Origin of the sequence: Nocardiopsis yanglingensis (genome assembly GCF_045809185.1) — a bacterium.
In the GTDB taxonomy this organism is placed as follows: Bacteria; Pseudomonadota; Gammaproteobacteria; order Xanthomonadales; family Xanthomonadaceae; genus Stenotrophomonas; species Stenotrophomonas yanglingensis.
The window spans coordinates 440,407-456,037 of record NZ_JBJNRH010000002.1 but is presented as its reverse complement, the minus strand read 5'-3'; the positions used below and the strand labels follow the sequence as shown (position 1 = coordinate 456,037).

14 protein-coding genes and 1 tRNA gene are annotated in these 15,631 nt (G+C 62.1%); 10 read left to right on the top strand and 5 right to left on the bottom strand.

Going from position 1 to position 15,631, the window contains the following annotated elements; all coding sequences use genetic code 11:
* The first annotated feature begins 6 nt into the window (after positions 1–6).
* The 6 genes from ACJ7C5_RS05415 (at position 7) to ACJ7C5_RS05390 (ending at position 6,388) form a co-directional block, all read left to right on the top strand.
* Complete coding sequence (locus ACJ7C5_RS05415) at positions 7–306, top strand: hypothetical protein (protein ID WP_169448906.1); 300 nt, start codon at positions 7–9, stop codon at positions 304–306.
* A gap of 35 nt (positions 307–341) precedes the next feature.
* A complete protein-coding gene (locus ACJ7C5_RS05410; RefSeq protein WP_412703280.1) occupies positions 342–878 on the top strand; it encodes a hypothetical protein in 537 nt (178 codons plus the stop codon).
* 126 nt (positions 879–1,004) lie between these two features.
* The gene (locus ACJ7C5_RS05405) at positions 1,005–2,144 is read left to right on the top strand and encodes an ABC-three component system protein (RefSeq protein WP_412703279.1); all 1,140 of its coding nucleotides are present in this window, start codon (positions 1,005–1,007) and stop codon (positions 2,142–2,144) included.
* 3 nt (positions 2,145–2,147) lie between these two features.
* Positions 2,148–2,657, top strand: coding sequence for a three component ABC system middle component (locus tag ACJ7C5_RS05400; RefSeq protein ID WP_412703278.1), 510 nt, complete (start codon positions 2,148–2,150; stop codon positions 2,655–2,657).
* 77 nt (positions 2,658–2,734) lie between these two features.
* Positions 2,735–4,606, top strand: coding sequence for a DUF3732 domain-containing protein (locus ACJ7C5_RS05395; protein WP_412703277.1), 1,872 nt, complete (start codon positions 2,735–2,737; stop codon positions 4,604–4,606).
* A gap of 210 nt (positions 4,607–4,816) precedes the next feature.
* Positions 4,817–6,388 carry a MobA/MobL family protein gene (locus ACJ7C5_RS05390; protein ID WP_412703276.1) on the top strand — a complete coding sequence of 524 codons (1,572 nt, stop codon included), beginning with the start codon at positions 4,817–4,819 and terminating at the stop codon, positions 6,386–6,388.
* A 495-nt stretch (positions 6,389–6,883) separates the two neighbouring features.
* On the opposite strand, the gene ACJ7C5_RS05385 is transcribed toward ACJ7C5_RS05390, so the two are convergent.
* Positions 6,884–8,305, bottom strand: a complete 1,422-nt coding sequence (locus ACJ7C5_RS05385) for a DUF6538 domain-containing protein (protein WP_099533872.1) — start codon at positions 8,303–8,305, stop codon at positions 6,884–6,886.
* A gap of 82 nt (positions 8,306–8,387) precedes the next feature.
* Positions 8,388–8,480, bottom strand: a tRNA-Ser gene (locus tag ACJ7C5_RS05380).
* Between the two features lie 162 nt (positions 8,481–8,642).
* Here ACJ7C5_RS05380 and dnaX point away from each other — a divergent pair.
* From dnaX to ACJ7C5_RS05360, 4 genes are all read left to right on the top strand, one after another.
* A complete protein-coding gene (dnaX, locus tag ACJ7C5_RS05375) occupies positions 8,643–10,679 on the top strand; it encodes a DNA polymerase III subunit gamma/tau (protein WP_412703275.1) in 2,037 nt (678 codons plus the stop codon).
* A gap of 6 nt (positions 10,680–10,685) precedes the next feature.
* Positions 10,686–11,006 (top strand): YbaB/EbfC family nucleoid-associated protein, encoded by a 321-nt coding sequence (locus ACJ7C5_RS05370; protein ID WP_004154630.1) that lies wholly within the window; start codon positions 10,686–10,688, stop codon positions 11,004–11,006.
* Positions 11,007–11,117: 111 nt separating this feature from the next.
* Entirely contained in the window at positions 11,118–11,717 is a 600-nt protein-coding gene (gene recR / locus ACJ7C5_RS05365) for a recombination mediator RecR (RefSeq protein WP_154262515.1), read from the top strand.
* 67 nt (positions 11,718–11,784) lie between these two features.
* Positions 11,785–12,144, top strand: coding sequence for a histidine triad nucleotide-binding protein (locus ACJ7C5_RS05360; RefSeq protein WP_014036181.1), 360 nt, complete (start codon positions 11,785–11,787; stop codon positions 12,142–12,144).
* Between the two features lie 89 nt (positions 12,145–12,233).
* Here ACJ7C5_RS05360 and ACJ7C5_RS05355 read toward each other — a convergent pair whose 3' ends face one another.
* The 3 genes from ACJ7C5_RS05355 to ACJ7C5_RS05345 are packed head-to-tail and all read right to left on the bottom strand — an operon-like array spanning position 12,234 to position 15,614.
* On the bottom strand, positions 12,234–12,761 hold the full coding sequence (locus ACJ7C5_RS05355; RefSeq protein WP_412703274.1) for a Slp family lipoprotein: 528 nt from the start codon (positions 12,759–12,761) through the stop codon (positions 12,234–12,236).
* The gene (locus ACJ7C5_RS05350; protein WP_412703273.1) at positions 12,758–14,707 is read right to left on the bottom strand and encodes a transglutaminase TgpA family protein; all 1,950 of its coding nucleotides are present in this window, start codon (positions 14,705–14,707) and stop codon (positions 12,758–12,760) included. Before ACJ7C5_RS05350 ends, ACJ7C5_RS05355 begins: the two co-directional genes overlap by 4 nt.
* A complete protein-coding gene (locus tag ACJ7C5_RS05345; RefSeq protein WP_057501959.1) occupies positions 14,700–15,614 on the bottom strand; it encodes a DUF58 domain-containing protein in 915 nt (304 codons plus the stop codon). Before ACJ7C5_RS05345 ends, ACJ7C5_RS05350 begins: the two co-directional genes overlap by 8 nt.
* Positions 15,615–15,631: the final 17 nt, after the last annotated feature.

The following is a 15,631-nucleotide window of genomic DNA, read 5'->3' as shown; positions in this document are numbered from 1 at the left end:
ACTGAGATGAAGAGGATCTGGATGCTTTCGGTTGCTGCGCTGTTGGCGGCTTGTTCTGGTGGGCCCGGCAATGGCGATGTTGAGAAGGCCTTGACCGTGTATTTCAAGGAAGCGACGGGAACGACAATGAGGTTTGAAGGCCTCAAGGTGGGAGAGTGCGTGCGTGGGGACAGTCCTGGCTATGCCTGCAGTGTCACTGGAACCGCCCGCTACCAGATCGGCACTCGTATTGAGCAACAGCAGCTTGTCGGCACTTTCGTCATCGACAAGGTTGGCGGCACTTGGACTGTCGTAGACCGTCGCTGATCCCGGTCCTTCCCAACCAAAGCTAGGAAGCTCGTATGTGGACCTTGTTCAAGGTAATCCGCTGGATCATCACTGGTCTCGCGCTTTGGTGGTTGTGTGGTGTGGTGTTCGAAGACGGCACGACGGCTGAAGGTGCAGTGTTCGGATTGATGCTGTTCGGGCAGCTGGTTTTCTGGCCCCTTGCGCTGCTTTGGGGCTTGCCGTGGCTGTTCCGGCGCCGAGTGCCCAAACTGAAGAAGCATAGGCCTGAAGAGTTCGAGCCCACGGTATCCCACGACCACATTGCCTTGGATCTCGGCAGGGACGCCATTTGGGTCCGAGATCCCGTGAAGGGCGAGCGCTACCTGCGGCGGTCTGAAGTGCTCGCCATCCGCACTGGGGAATACAACTACAAAGGAGTGGTCACCCATCGCCTGGAAGTCCAGGTGCGGGACGTTGTTCACCCGCTCTGGCTGGTTCCTTTCGTGCGCCATTCTGATCGTTGGCTTAAGAGCACAGTAGTCAATGAATCAGAGCGCGATGAGTGGTTCGCTAGGATGAAGGCATGGATCAATGCACCTGTAGCTTACTGACGTAGACGTGCGACCTGCCAGCTCGCTTTCGTGATTCGTCGCGCGAACGCTCTGGCTGCCGAGCTTGACGGGTTAAGTGGATGTGAAGTATGAATGAGGCTCAGCAGGCGGGGCTGGGCAACGGACATGTCAACCAAGGCGACAAAACACAGCGCTCCCGGGCCATACCTCGGATACGGCTTGCAGACTGTGCGGCTATGCGCACGGCTTTTGAATGAACCTCCGGATTCAACCGTTTTTGTTGAGCACGATGACGATGTATCGGTGCTTTATAGCGACGGGACAAAGCTGCTTGAGCAGACGAAGCGAGTCAAAAGCAATCCTTTGTCAGATTGGTCTGTGGACCTATGGAAGACTGTCCATAATTGGCTTGAGGATCACGCTCCGTTTGATGTCGTATCCAAGCTATGCCTCTACATAACGCCAGACCATGAGCCGGGCGAATTTGCAAGGGCGTTAGCAAAGGCCAGCAGCGCGCAAGATGTTGCGGAATTGGTCGCGCGCATCAATAGCCAGCTCACCTCGGCGAAAAAGAAGTCGAAGGTCTATCCCTTTGTCAGCAGGTTTCTTTCGGCCGAGCCCGATGAACAGCTCTCGCTGGCGACCCGCTTTGAGATTGTTCGCGATGGAGATCCATTTGCCTCCATCCGCCTGCGCTATGAAGCCGCAGTATCCCCACTTCTGCTTGAACGAATCATCTCGTTCGCATTGGGGGCGGCCAAGGTGAAATCTGATCGCTTGCTGGAGATGGGAAAGCCTGGCGCAATCAATGCTGGCGAGTTCAAGGATACTGTCAGGCGCTTTGTCCAAGAAATTAATCTTCCGGCTTATTTCGATTTTGATTCTCCTCCCATAGATCCGGTCGAAATTGATATGGAGTTTGTCTCCAGGCCAACCTTCGTGCGGCAGCTGGAGTTGATCGAGGCTAGTAAGCAGCAACAGCTACAAGCCATCAATGACTACTTGAGAGCCATTTCCAGCAAGACTAGGTGGGGCGAGGAGGGGATACTGCTTCCGGGGTCATTGGACGAATGGGAGAGCGGGCTTCTGCAGCGGCATTCGGCCATATGCGACAGTCTTGAAGTGCTTCACTCAAGTCTCAATGATGTAAGTCGCGGTAAGGCCGTGTATGCCGAATGTAGGAAGCTAGAGCTATCTCTACAAGGGAAAAGCGTGCCGGGGCACTTTACTCACGGCTGTTTTAACGAGCTCTCGGGAACAATGAAGCTCGGTTGGCATCCGGCCTACCTATCACTATTGGAATAAATCGTGGTCGTTGCTATTGGATCCAATAAAGCTCCTGCCCGTTTGTCGGGTCTGGATCTGATATATAACCCGTCGTTCGGGTCGTATCTTATATGGCGTGCCGCGTCCGGATATTTTTCGGAGTCCGGCCGAGGGCTTCCGATTGCCCTCGCATTTTTGGTGCTTCCGATAGCGCTCCACGGAGAATCCAAGAGCGCGCTGATAGGGACAAATATGCCTTCAGGGCTAACTTTGTTCGCGGCAAAGCTCGGCGCCAAACAAGAGAGTCTGCTTGCTATTCATGAGCGAGCGATTGCGCTTCGCAGCCTTTCGCTTGCCTCATTGACTACCGGCACAATGGCGAAATTCATCATTGTGGACCCGGGGACCGCAACGGTCTTGTCCTTAGATTCAGAAATTCCATCGCCGAGTTCGAGTATGCGAAAGCTAGGTTTGGCGTGTGAGAAGCTGGGGGTTTGGTTTGGGCGCCTTCCCGTCGATCAAGTTGCGTCAATTCTCAGGGTGGCCTTCTAATGTATTTCCAAATCTTGAAGCTGGTTCTTTGGCCGCGAAATGGTGGTTAAATCAGGGAAGTAGTATTCGAGCCTGGTATGGTCAATGTAATAACCGGTGCTTCCAAAACTGGTAAGTCAGCTGTCATTCCAATAATTGACTATTGTTTGGCATCCAAGACGTGTGCAGTTCCCGTTGGTGTTATTAGAGACGAGTGTTCATGGTTTGGAATTCTTGTTGAGACGGTGGAGGGGCAGAAGCTATTTGCGCGAAAGGAGCCGGGTGAGCAAGCGCAGACCGGTGAGATGTTTGTTATTGAGTCTGGCGAGGTCGAAGTGCCTCAGAGCTTGGATGAGGGCAACACCACGGCTAGTGCTGTGCGTGGACTTCTTGATCGACTTGCTGGTCTTACACAGTTGGACTTCGAACCCGACACTGAGTATGGCTACAAGCTTCGACCGTCCTTTAGGGATCTAACATCTCTAGTCTTCCAGCCTCAGAACATCGTTGCAAATCCGAATGTTCTTTTTTACAAGGCCGACTCTAATGAGCACCGGGAGAAGCTCAAAACTGTCCTTCCGTATGTGTTGAATGCTGTCACGTCCAAGACCATTGCGCTGAGGCATGAGGCAGATAGGCTGGGCCGGAGGCTTAAGAAGCTTGAATCCGAGCTTAGAGAGGCGAGCTCTATATCTGAGAGGCGAGTTTCGGAGGGTCGGCGCTGGCTAACCCAAGGTCGAGAACTTGGCCTGTCGGTTCGGCAGGGTCAGCCAGCTGGGTGGCCAGAGATCTTGGAAGAGCTTCAGGAAATTGCAGGCGTCAACCACATCGGCCGGTCTGCGTCAGTTGAGGGGATTGAGGCGACTCTTAATGTGCTTTCTGAGCTCCGTGCCAGAGAGCAGGATTTGGCCGCTAAAGCGTCGGGACATCGGCAGCGGTTGATGGAGTTGAAGCGGTTGCGAGAGGGGAGCGATGACTACGCTGGCGCTCTTCGTATACAACGTGAGCGTATTTCTTTATCGACTTGGATGCGTGATGAGGTGGAGAGAAGAAACGATGCTTCTCTGCTATTCCCATCCGAAACTGCGAAATCACTTGATTTGCTATCGAATGCATTATTGGAGGTGGAGGCAAAACTCCAGGCGCATCCTCTCGCTACTACCTCTCTAGATGCAGAGTATCAGCGGCAGCGAGTGCTGACTGAGAATGTGCTGTCTGAGATAGCCATCGTGCGGCAGGAGATTCGCGCATACGAAGCAAGCTCTGAGGCCGCTAGGCAGGAAATTACTCTGACCTCCACAATTGATAGGTTCTTAGGGGGTCTGCAGCAGCTGCTCAGTCAGTACGAGGCGTCGGACTCGTCTCCAGAGCTTGAAGGCGAAATCTCTGACTTGCGCAAGAGGCTGAGTGAGATCAATGGCAATATCAATGGGGCTGCCCTTCAACGGCGACTGGACAGCATTCTTGACGAGATTCAGCAGATCACCGGAACGATCATTCCGTCACTCAATGCAGAGTGGGGTGACAGCCCGGTGCGACTGGATACGAAGGAGCTCACAGTAAGGGTGTCTCGCAATGGGCGGATGGATTACCTTTGGGAGATCGGCAGTGGGGCCAACTGGCTTGCGTATCACGTTGCGGTGACTCTGGCGCTCCAGATCTATTTCCTCAAGCATCCCCCGAGCCCGGTGCCGGGTCTTATTATTTACGATCAGCCGAGTCAGGTTTATTTCCCGGCAGTGGTGATCGATAAGGTTACGGGTGAGAAAGACAAGAGACTGGTGGATCAGGAGGATATTCAGGCAGTTCGAAGCATCTTCGATGAAATTGGGAAGCGTGTGGTGGCCGCCAAGGGTGCGTTGCAAGTGATCGTCCTGGATCACGCTAATCAGGAAGTCTGGGGCGAGCTAGAGGGCGTATGCCTTGTGGAGGAGTGGCGGGGGAAGAAGCTCGTTCCGTTGGATTGGTAATCCGCAACCACGATCTACGCGCTCGCTCGCTTGCTGGCGGAACTTTTTTGTTGCGAACCTAAAGCGACAGAGCAAGAGCGCACTTAGGCATTGCCCTGCGGGCAATGCGTGCGCAAGAGGCTGTGCCCCCTTGACCCCCTAAAAAAGCGCTTGCCAAAGCCTAAATCGTAGGCATAAAGGCAAGTGCGGGGGCCCGAACAAGGAGCATCAATGGCCATCTATCACACCAGAGTAAAGACCTTCAGCCGTGCCCAGGGGCACGCATCCACCGCTGCAGCGGCCTATCGTGCAGGCCTGCTGATCCTCGATGAGCGAACGGGGCTTCGGCACGACTACCGAAGGCGCGGTGGGGTCGTTGAGACCCGTTGCCTCGCTCCCGACGACGCTCCCGATTGGGCTTTCGATCCTCGGCAGCTTTGGCCTGCAGCCGAGGCTTCAGAGCGGCGCAAAGACGCTACCGTTGCCCGTGAGTTCGAAGTGGCGCTGCCGCACGAACTGAGCAACGAGCAGCGTTCAGACCTCGCAGCTGAAATATCGCGCTGCCTTGTCCAGCGCTACCGATTCGCCGTCCAATCCAGTATCCACGAGCCGCAAACGGCAGATGGCCTTAACTATCACGTGCACATCCTTGCTACGACCAGGCGTATGGACGCAGACGGGTTGAAGGACAAGACCAGGGAGCTGGATGGTGGTCCTTCTGGCCGAGGCGAAGTGGAATGGATCCGCGCGATGGTAGGGGAAGCCATCAATGCTCACCTAGCCGCAGCCGGTGTCTCGACCCGTGTGGACCACCGAAGCCTGAAAGAGCAGGCGGCTGAAGCCGCAGAGCAAGGAGATGAGCTCACAGCAGCGGAGCTTTCCCGTGCTCCAGGACTTCACATGGGCAAAGACGCCACTGCCTTGCACCGCCGAGGTACGGATACAGATCTGAAGCAGGGCAATGACGGAATCGCTCGCGATAACAATGCTGCTTGGGATCGTGCCGTCGCTGACCTGGCAGAGCAGGGCAAGTTGATGGAACCCGCATCCGATCAAGCCATCTTGGTCGGCCCGGGCGCGGCTCCTTCGCATCCTGCCATCCAAACAATGCTGTCTTCCGACGTGGTGAGCCCTGTGGTTGAAGCGGTGGAGGGAAGTCTGCCAGTTGAAGCGATTGCCGATGACGAGGCGCGGCAGCCACAGGCCACCGCATCCAAGCAGGCGTTGAAGGCTGTGTTAGAAATTTGGGGCGAGGCGTGGATTGAGGCGCTGCGAGATCGGCTTAGATTTACGCGCAGGTTGCTCCGCAGCAGTGCTGCTCTGATATCCACTCACGTCGCAGCGCCCAGGCTCCGTGGCGACTTGGAAGAGCTGCTCGTGCGACTGAAGAAGTTGAAGCGGGACGCTCTACGCTTCAAGCGTAGGCTGAAAGCTGAAGATCGAGCCCACCACTTATTGGCCCAAGCAGAATTTGCCTTGGAGAACTTCGAAAGCCAGAACCCAAGGCCGGGCCTCTTGAATCGGTCGGATTGGTCGCGGCGTCGGGCGCGCCGGGTTCGGGCCTTCGAACTTGGGCGCCTGGAGTATCAACGCGCTCACGAGGCCACTGGCCCCGCCGCTCAGAAGGACTACAACAGCCAGACAGATGAGTCCCTCTCACAGCTGGAGAATTGGAGTGAAGTGTTGCTGCGTAGATATCCAGTGTTGGGGGATGCGCCCACTGACGCTCCTGCAGCGACCATTCCTGCTGATGGCTTGCTAGCAATGAAGCAGGCAAAGGAACGCGGAGTGCGGTTGCATTGATAGGCAAGCGAAGGCCCCGGTGAGCCGGGGCCTCAGCCAACCTCCAGTTTCGAAAACTCAGTGGTAGGTAGGTCCGCGAGTGGGCTTTGACACTGCGCCACGGCGCTCTGAAATCATGTCGCTGAGCTGCACCTGGTCGCGTTCTACCACGGCCTCTCTGACCCTAACAGCAGGTTTCAGTGTGTGGTCGTCAGCAGGAGGCTTTGGGTGCATGCATCGGTTGATCAATTCGTCGGCGATTTCGAGGGCATGGATGATGTCCTCGATCCGCTCTTGCGTGTCTCGTGTCCGGTCTTGGGCAATCAAAGGGCACAGCACTCGACTAGCGATAGCTAGCTTTCTTTCTAAGGGCATATGAAGCTCCTAACGTGGGGGAGCTTTCATAAAACCAACATTTGCGTTGATCGCAATAGTTGTGGCGATTGTCAGTGCCAATGTTGGCCCGTTAGAGATACTCCTAGACGTTCCATGTAATTTTCCTGGCGCGGAGATCCGCTATCCCAGCAACTCCTTCAGTGCAGCGAGCTCAAGATTGAAGCTCAGGGATGACAGACCCGCTGTTTTGAATTCGGGAGTGACCAGCCCATTGAGCTTTTCTGCCGGGGTGAATTCGCGGCTATAAACGGGATGGTGCTCATCATCAAGCTCGTGGCCGACGATCTGGGCGCGCATTTCTGAGGCGACACCGAATCCCTGCATTTGCTGAATGACCGTCTTACGCAGGGAATGGAAACCGCGCTTGGCCTTGGGCCACGCTTTCCCATGCTCGGCGAGGTGGCGGGTAAAGGCCTTGGAGATCCAGTTCCCCGCGCCATTAACGGCATTGACTTTCGCTTGAGGGAAGAGACGGCTTGAAGTGGGCAGGCTGGCAACATAGTCGCCGAAGCCCAGGGCAATCAGGTCGGCGTGGATCGGGACAGTCCGGATGCTGGCCTCGCTCTTGAGGCGCTGGTGCTCGCCGTCGTCATTAATATGGATGTAGGCCACCCCTCCCTCCGTTTGCACATCGCTCACCAGCAGCTGCCCAACTTCAGAGGCACGGGCGCCCGTATACAGGCCCAACAACGCTGCCCAGCGCGCGGCAGGTGACAAGGTGGCAAAGGCCGATGGAGCAAAGAGGAGGCTGATCTGCTTGAGGTCGAAGGCCTTGAAGCCCAGCTTGCGCCGCTTACGCTTGGCGCTATTGCCGTATGAGACATGGCTTCGGGCCGGATTACTGTCTGTGTAGTAGCCAGCGGCAATCAACCAGTCGAAGAAGCCACCCAAATAAGACTGCTTGTTCACTCGGGTCGGGGTTGAGATGCCAGCATCGGCGAGTGACTGATAGAAATTCGACAGGTCGATCCGGTTGATGCTCGGCAAGGGATAGTCAGGGCCAGTCGTGCGCACGAACCCGTCAATCGCCGACTTCTTGATGCTGTAGGTCTTGGGGATGGTGTCGGGAGCAATGGCTTTGAGCCAAAGATCACGCGCTTCCATCAGCGACAGGACCTTGCTGGGCTGGGGCTTGGAGGGAACTGCCGGGGCGGCTGCCGCGCCGAAGAACGCAGGGTTGACCCGACCGATGCTCTCGATAGCGCGAGTCAGCGCCTCGGTGTCTTCGCCTGGCTCCGCCTGGATACGCAGGGCGCCATTGGCGTCTCGTTCCAGGGTGTAGTCCTGGAGCCGTTGTCCCCGAAGCTCCCGGAGCCATTGCTCTGCCGTCTTCTCGCCCATGCCGTTCTTCCTGATGGCGCTGAAGACCTCAGCATAGCGGGCGGCCAGTACCAGGGCGCAAGCCTGGGCGCTGCGCATTTCGCGCGTTCGAAGGCTTCGCTTGAGAATTCGGCAACCCAGAAGGGGCTGGAGGTCGACGGGCACGCGCTGACGGAACGAAAACCCCGCTGGCGTCTTGATCAAGTGATGGGGAACTCTCATCGGAATGTGTCCCGATTTGTGTCCTGCCCCTTGCTAGGCCCAGAAAAGCAAAACCCCTGATTTCTCAGGGGTTTGCAGAGTCTGGCGGAGAGAGGGGGATTCGAACCCCCGAAGCGCGGTTTAGACGCTTACACACTTTCCAGGCGTGCTCCTTCAACCACTCGGACACCTCTCCGGATCCCTGCCATCGGCAAACGCCTCAGCAGGGGCGCAGATTCTAGCGGGCTGCGCGGCACTTCACAAGCACCCCGGTCAGGAACCTGCGAAGGACGTGCCGGAGGCGAGGGGGCTGGACAGGCATGGCACAATGGAACATCCGATGGAAAACGGTGGCCTGATGTCCTATCTCGTCCTTGCCCGCAAGTGGCGTCCGAAGCGTTTTGCCGAGCTGGTGGGCCAGGAACACGTGGTCCGTGCGCTCAGCAATGCGTTGGACAGCGGCCGGGTCCACCATGCGTTCCTGTTCACCGGCACCCGCGGCGTGGGCAAGACCACCATCGCGCGCATCTTCGCCAAGTCGCTCAACTGCGAGCAGGGCACCAGCGCCGACCCGTGCGGCCAGTGCGCGGCCTGCCTGGACATCGACGCCGGGCGCTACATCGACCTGCTGGAAATCGACGCCGCGTCCAACACCGGTGTGGATGACGTGCGCGAGGTGATCGAGAACGCGCAGTACATGCCCTCGCGTGGCAAGTACAAGGTCTACCTGATCGACGAAGTGCACATGCTGTCCAAGGCGGCGTTCAACGCGCTGCTGAAGACGCTGGAAGAGCCGCCGGAGCACGTCAAGTTCCTGCTGGCCACCACCGACCCGCAGAAGTTGCCGGTCACCGTGCTCAGCCGATGCCTGCAGTTCAACCTCAAGCGCCTGGATGAGGATCAGATCCAGGGCCAGATGACCCGCATCCTGGCGGCAGAAGAGATCGAGGCTGACGGCAGCGCCATCGTGCAGCTGGCCAAGGCCGCCGACGGCAGCCTGCGTGACGGCCTGTCGCTGCTGGACCAGGCGATCGCCTACGCCGGCGGTGCGCTGCGCGAGGACGTGGTGCGCACCATGCTGGGCACGGTCGACCGCACCCAGGTGGCAGCGATGCTCGATGCGCTGGCCGACGGCGATGGTCCGCGCCTGTTGCAGGTGGTGGCTGCGCTGGCCGAATTCTCGCCGGACTGGAGCGGCGTGCTGGAAGCGCTGGCCGAAGGCCTGCATCGCATCCAGGTGCAGCAGCTGGTACCGGGTGCCGCAGCGGCTGCCGAAGGCCTGGATGCGACGCTGTTCGCCGAACGCCTGCGTCCGGAAGTGGTGCAGCTCTGGTACCAGATGGCCTTGAACGGCCGCCGTGACCTGCCATTGGCGCCGAGCCCGCGCGCGGGCTTTGAAATGGCCGTGCTGCGGATGCTGGCGTTCCGTCCGGCCGCGGCGGTCCCGCCGGTGCCGAAGTCGGTGGAGGGTGCAGGCAATGCGCCGGGCGGCAATGCAGCCGGTGGCGGCAGCGCTGCGGGTACCCACGAAGCGACGCCGGCGGCTGCGGCCGCTGCGGCAACCCCGGCCGTGGCGGCACAAGTGGCCGCTCCGGTGCAGGCCGCGCCGCGCGAACCTGAACCCGAACCTGAGCCGGCCCCGCAACCCGAGCCTGATCCGACGCCGGAGCCCGAGCCGGTTCCGGTGGAAGAGCCCGTGTCGCCGCCGCCGGTGAAGGCCGAGGCAGCGGCACCGCCGTCCGTTGAAGCAGAAGCGGGCGACGACCTGCCGCCATGGGCCACCGACGAAGCAGAGGCGCGAGACGAGGCGCTGGCAGTCGAGATGGCTGGGCCGGACGCCGCCATGGTGGCGCCCTGGCATGAACCGCCGGCTCCCGTCGCGGCTCCCAGCGAGCCTGCGCCGTCCGAGCGCCCGTTCCGCGCCGAAGGCATTGCCATCGCGCCGGCTGAGCCCGCGCCAGTGCAGGAGACCGCGCCGCTGGAAGGTGTCAGCGATCTGGCCAGCGCCGAGGACTGGCTGGATCTGGTTGCCAACAGCGGCCTGAGCGGCCCGTCGCGGCAGCTGGCGGCCAACGCTGCCTTCATCAGTTGCCAGCACGGGACCTTGAAACTGGGCCTTTCGCCCGGATTTGAATACCTGCGCTCGGAGCGCGCGCTGGCCGCCCTGGGCGAGATGCTGCAGAAGGCCCTCGGCCAGGCGCCGAAGATCGTGGTCGAGACCGTGGAAACCGAACACGTTCCGGCCGAGACCCTGCACCAGCGTGCCGATCGCCAGCGTGGCGAGCGGCAGCAGGTGGCAGAGGCTGTTTTCATGGACGATCCGGAAGTGCAGGTGCTGATCCAACAGCACGGCGCCCGGGTTGTTTCCGATTCCATCCGTTCTTTTGACGAGTAAGACACTATGCGCGGCAACATCGCCCAACTGATGCAGCAGGCCCAGAAGATGCAGGAAAACCTGCAGAAGGCCCAGGAAGAAATCGCCAAGATCGAAGTGACCGGCAGCGCCGGTGGCGGCATGGTCAGCGTGACCCTGACCGGCGCCAAGGAATGCCGCAAGGTGCGCATCGACCCGTCGCTGGCCAGCGACCCGGAGATGCTGGAAGACCTGATTGCCGCCGCCTTCAACGACGCCTCGAACAAGATCGATGCCGAGTCGAAGTCGAAGATGGGTTCGGCCACCGCCGGCATGCAGCTGCCGCCGGGCATGAAGCTGCCGTTCTGATGTTCGGCGGGGCGCCTGTTGCCGCAGGCGCCCGCTGCAACCCTCAGTCGAGCATGGCTCGACTCTACACGTAGCTGTCGAGCCTGCTCGACGCCATGAAAGCATGCCGCCGTGTCCGCACCCCTGCTTGAACAATTGATCGACGCACTGCGGGTGCTGCCTGGCGTCGGCCAGAAGACCGCACAGCGCATGGCCTACCACCTGCTCGAGCGCGAGCGCGAAGGTGGCCAGCGCCTGGCCGAAACCCTGGCGCTGGCGGTGGAGCGCATCGGCCACTGCGCGCAGTGCCGCGATTTCAGCGAAACCGAGCTGTGCCCGACCTGCGCCAACAGCAGCCGCGAGCGCAGCCAGCTGTGCGTGGTCGAATCGCCGGCCGACCGCCTGGCCATCGAGAACGCCACCGGCTTCCGCGGCGTCTACTTCGTGCTGCAGGGCCGCCTGTCGCCGCTCGATGGCATCGGCCCGCGTGAACTGGGCCTGGAGCAGCTGGAGCAGCGCCTGGCCGAAGGTGAGGTGCAGGAGCTGATCATCGCCACCAGTGCCACTGTGGAGGGCGAGGCTACCGCGCATTACCTGGCGCAGCTGGCGCGCGCACGCAAGGTGCAGCCCAGCCGCCTGGCGCAGGGCCTGCCGCTGGGCGGCGAACTGGAGTACGTTGACCGCGGCACGCTGTCGCACGCGTTCGGGACGCGCAGCGAATTCCGCGATTGAGCGAAGGCCGGGCATGGCCTGGCGCGGGCGGCCTACAATGCGGACGACATTCCCGCCGAGGCCGACCATGAGCAACGAAACCCTCTTCAGCAAGATCATCCGTCGCGAGATCCCGGCCACCATCGTCTACGAGGATGACGAGGTGCTGGGCTTCAAGGACATCGCACCGCAGGCGCCGGTGCACGTGCTGTTCATTCCGAAGAACGAGATCATTCCGACCCTGGATGACCTGCAGCCGTCGCAGGCGCACCTGATCGGCAAGCTGGCGCTGGCTGCCGCCGAGTACGCGCGCCGCGAGGGCTTTGCTCAGGATGGCTACCGCATCGTGATGAACTGCCGCGAGCATGCCGGGCAGACCGTGTTCCATATCCACATGCACCTGCTGGCCGGTGCGCCGCTGGGACACTTCGGTACCCCGGGGCGTTGAGCGCCGGGCATCCATCCACGGTGTGGATCCATTGAACAAAAAAAGGCCGCCCGAGGGCGGCCTTTTCCGTCATGCCTGTGTGGCAATGATCACCACCAGCCCCAACGGCCGTAGCCGCCCCAGTACGGGCCGTACGGACCCGGGCCCCACGGACCATAGGGGTAGGGCACCACGTCGACCTGGCGCTGTTCCGGCCACAGGTAGATCACATCGGCCGACAGCTTCGGCAGGCGGTAGTCGTAATCACCGATGCGGGTGTTCTGGTAGCCGTCGATCTTGCCGATGAAGGTCACGTCGCGGCCGGCCTCGAACAAGGCCGGGTCGTAGAAGCCGGCACGGCAGGCGATGAAGCGGCCGTCGCTGGCGTCGGATGAAGTGGTATTCGGGCGGCCACTGCCATTGAGCGGGCGCGAGATGATCTGGAAGCAGGTCTCGCCCTGGCCGGGCTTGGTTTCGATGATGCGACCGCCCCAACGGACCGGCGTACCGACCTGCTGGGTGGCGACCGAGTCGCGCGGGGAGACCAGGCTGAACTGTCCCTGCAGCGGCTTGGGGGCCGTGGCGCAGGCCGACAGGGCCAGCGTGGCCACAGCGGTGAGGAGGAACTTGGTGTTCATGGGGAGGCTCCGGAAGTCGGGCGATGCCTGCGCAGGTCCCGCAATAATGAAGCGAGGTCGGTGCAAGTTCCAGCGTAACGCGCATCAGCGAAACGCTGGCTGAGCGTGAGCAGGGCCGGATCGGGATGCTGGGCGTGCACCCGGTGTGCCCAGTCCCCTGCGGTTTCATGGGGATGCCGGGCCCACCCGAGGCGGGCATAACGCCGGCCCAGCCCATGCCAGGCACGCAGCAGCGGATCACGTTCGCGCTCGCCGCGGGCCAACAGCCAGGCCATCCACGCCAGCGCCAGCAACGCGGCGATCACAAAGCCGGCGACCAGCTGTCCGGGCCCGAGGTCGTCCAGCCCGAACGGCTTGAGCAGTTGTTGCTGGCGACGCGCGTCGAAGGACAGCACCAGGTCGTTCCAGCCGCGGCGCAGCCAGTCGCCCATCTGCCCCAGCTGCAGCCAGCGCTGCTGCAGGGGTGTGCCCGTGCCGGCCTGCAGGCGGTCATCCAGTGTGTCCAGGATGCGCTCCGGTGCCACGGCCGCGGTGGGGTCGACCCGTACCCAGCCGCGCTGCGGCAGCCACACCTCGGCCCAGGCGTGGGCGTCCATCCGCCGCACCACCCAGTAGTCGCCCAGGCGGTTGCGGGTGCCGCCGGCAAAGCCGGTCACCACGCGTGCCGGAATGCCGGCGTTGCGCATCAGCACCACGAAGGCCGAGCTGAAGTGTTCACAGAAGCCGGCCTTGTAGCCGAACAGGAACTCGTCAACCGGATCGCGCCCCGCCGGCGGCGTTTCCAGCGTGTAGGAGAAATCGGTGGTGATCCATTGCAGCGCGCGGCGGACGATGGCCTCGTCATCGCCGCCGGCATCCTGCCGCCATTGCTGGGCCAGGGTTGCCGTACGTGGATTGAAGCCGGCGGGCAGCTGCAGCGTGGCGCGGCGCAGGTAGGGCGACAGCGCGCTGTCGAAGCGCTGCGGTGGCGCCGAATGCAGTCGCCAACGGCTGAGCGAGGCCAGCGAGCGTTCACTGCTCAGGCTCATGTCCGCGTCCAGCGTGCTGCCTGCCGGGGCACGGCTGGGCAGGTCCAGCGCCACCAGCTGGCGGCGGTCGGTGGGCTCGTAGTCGATCTGGTAGTCCCAGCCCTGCGCACCGGCGTCGACCACTGCGGCGGGTCGTCGCGCGCTGGCCCGGTCGCGCGTCCAGCGCCGGCCATCGAAGGCGGTCAGCACGGGCCCGCGCCAGTAGCGCTGTGCCGGCTCGGGCACAGCACCGAAGAACTGCACGCGCAGCGCCGGGGTGTCATCAGCCATCAGGTCCAGCCATTGGCCGGGTTCCATGCTGTCGGACAGCCCCGGCGTGCCGACGGCGCGCTCGGGAACACCCCACAGCGGCGTTGCCAGGCGCGGGAACAGCCAGAAGCAGGCCAGCGCCAGCGGCAGGCCGATCGCCAGCAGGCGGCCGACCCCACGCAGCTGCCCGCGCATCGGCAGGCGGCCGGCGTGGCCTTCATCCTGGGCCAGGCGTTGCAGGGCGAGCAGTGCGCTGACTCCGGCCAGGGCAGCCAGCGCCGTGGTCAGCGGCCCCTGGTCAAGCAGGAATGCCGCAAACGGCGAGAACAGCGCGAAGCCGAGCAGGCTGCGCGCATCGCGCAGGCTGCGCAGCTCGCTGGACTTGATCGCCAGCATCGCCGCCAGCAGGGCGCAGCCGGTATCGCGTCCTGGGCGCACCATGCCCATCTGCCAGACGATGGCGGCAAGCATGGCCAGTACCAGCAACAGGCGCACCGGCATTGGCAACAGCGTTCGCCACGACAGGGCGGCGGTGATGATCGCCGCCAGCGCGATCACGCCCGCCAGCAGTGGCGGCAGCTGCAGCAGCAATGGCAACAGCGCCAGCGCCGCGCTGGCCAGGGTCCAGGTGCGGGTAGTGCGGTCGAGCAGGAGAGGGGACTCAGTCATGCGGCATCAACGCCAGCGCGCGCAGGCAGAGGTGATGGTGGCTGGCACCCTGGCCGGGGCCGAAGGGAGGATGCGCCGGCAGTAGCAAGGTGTAGCGGCGGCCTTCGCGCTCGGCCATGTCCACCCAGCGCGCCAACCGCGCGATGCGTGCTTCATGGCCCAGTGGCGCCAGCGTGCGCCAGTCCAGGATGACTTCGATGCCGATCGGCTTTTCGTACTCGCGCACCAGCAGGCTGTCGCGGCGCGCCGAGTGCTTCCACGAAATGCTGCGGGGGGCATCACCTGCGCGGTACGGCCGCAGCTGGTGCAGTTCCTCACCGCTGGCGTGGGCGCGGGTATGCAGCGGATCGTTGCCGCTCTCCGGTAGCGCAGGGCTCAGTGTTTCGGCCAGTGGATAGACCAGCAGCGGTTGTTCCGGCCAGACCCACGACCATGCGCGCACCAGCCCCAGCGGCTGTGTAGTGGACAGGCGGATGCGTGGCAGTTCCAGCCAGCCGCGGCGCTCGCTGGGCACCTCCAGCTCTACTTCGCCACGGCCGTGTGCAGGCAACGAGGTCCAGGCCTCGCTGCCGCCCAGCTGCAGGTGCAGGCCGTGACGTGCGCGGGGATCGCGCAGAGACAGGTCCACACGCAGCCGCAGCGGTTGCCCGGCTGGAACCGGCTCGGCGGAGATGGCGTCGATCTGCACGCCGGACAGTTGCAGGTGCGCGGCGATGGCACTGGCGATCGCTGCGGCCGCCAGCAGCAGGGCCAGCAGCAGCGCCGGGTTGTTGTTGTAGTTCAACGCGCCCAGCAACATTGCTGCCAGCAGGGTGGCGACGAACAGGCCGAAGCGGGTGGGCAGTACGTAGATGCGGTGGCGGTCCAGCCGCTGCGGCAGCGCTTCGGGCCTGCGCGGGCGAGCCATCAGCTGCAGTCGTGCCC

Excerpts from the sequence above, each read along its gene's own strand:
- ACJ7C5_RS05415 (WP_169448906.1), top strand. The coding sequence starts at position 7 with ATGAAGAGGATCTGGATGCTTTCGGTTGCTGCGCTGTTGGCGGCTTGT.
- ACJ7C5_RS05410 (WP_412703280.1), top strand. The coding sequence starts at position 342 with ATGTGGACCTTGTTCAAGGTAATCCGCTGGATCATCACTGGTCTCGCG.
- ACJ7C5_RS05405 (WP_412703279.1), top strand. The coding sequence starts at position 1,005 with ATGTCAACCAAGGCGACAAAACACAGCGCTCCCGGGCCATACCTCGGA.
- ACJ7C5_RS05395 (WP_412703277.1), top strand. The coding sequence starts at position 2,735 with ATGGTCAATGTAATAACCGGTGCTTCCAAAACTGGTAAGTCAGCTGTC.
- ACJ7C5_RS05390 (WP_412703276.1), top strand. The coding sequence starts at position 4,817 with ATGGCCATCTATCACACCAGAGTAAAGACCTTCAGCCGTGCCCAGGGG.
- ACJ7C5_RS05385 (WP_099533872.1), bottom strand. The coding sequence starts at position 8,305 with ATGAGAGTTCCCCATCACTTGATCAAGACGCCAGCGGGGTTTTCGTTC.
- dnaX (WP_412703275.1), top strand. The coding sequence starts at position 8,643 with ATGTCCTATCTCGTCCTTGCCCGCAAGTGGCGTCCGAAGCGTTTTGCC.
- ACJ7C5_RS05370 (WP_004154630.1), top strand. The coding sequence starts at position 10,686 with ATGCGCGGCAACATCGCCCAACTGATGCAGCAGGCCCAGAAGATGCAG.
- ACJ7C5_RS05360 (WP_014036181.1), top strand. The coding sequence starts at position 11,785 with ATGAGCAACGAAACCCTCTTCAGCAAGATCATCCGTCGCGAGATCCCG.
- ACJ7C5_RS05355 (WP_412703274.1), bottom strand. The coding sequence starts at position 12,761 with ATGAACACCAAGTTCCTCCTCACCGCTGTGGCCACGCTGGCCCTGTCG.
- ACJ7C5_RS05350 (WP_412703273.1), bottom strand. The coding sequence starts at position 14,707 with ATGACTGAGTCCCCTCTCCTGCTCGACCGCACTACCCGCACCTGGACC.
- ACJ7C5_RS05345 (WP_057501959.1), bottom strand. The coding sequence starts at position 15,614 with ATGGCTCGCCCGCGCAGGCCCGAAGCGCTGCCGCAGCGGCTGGACCGC.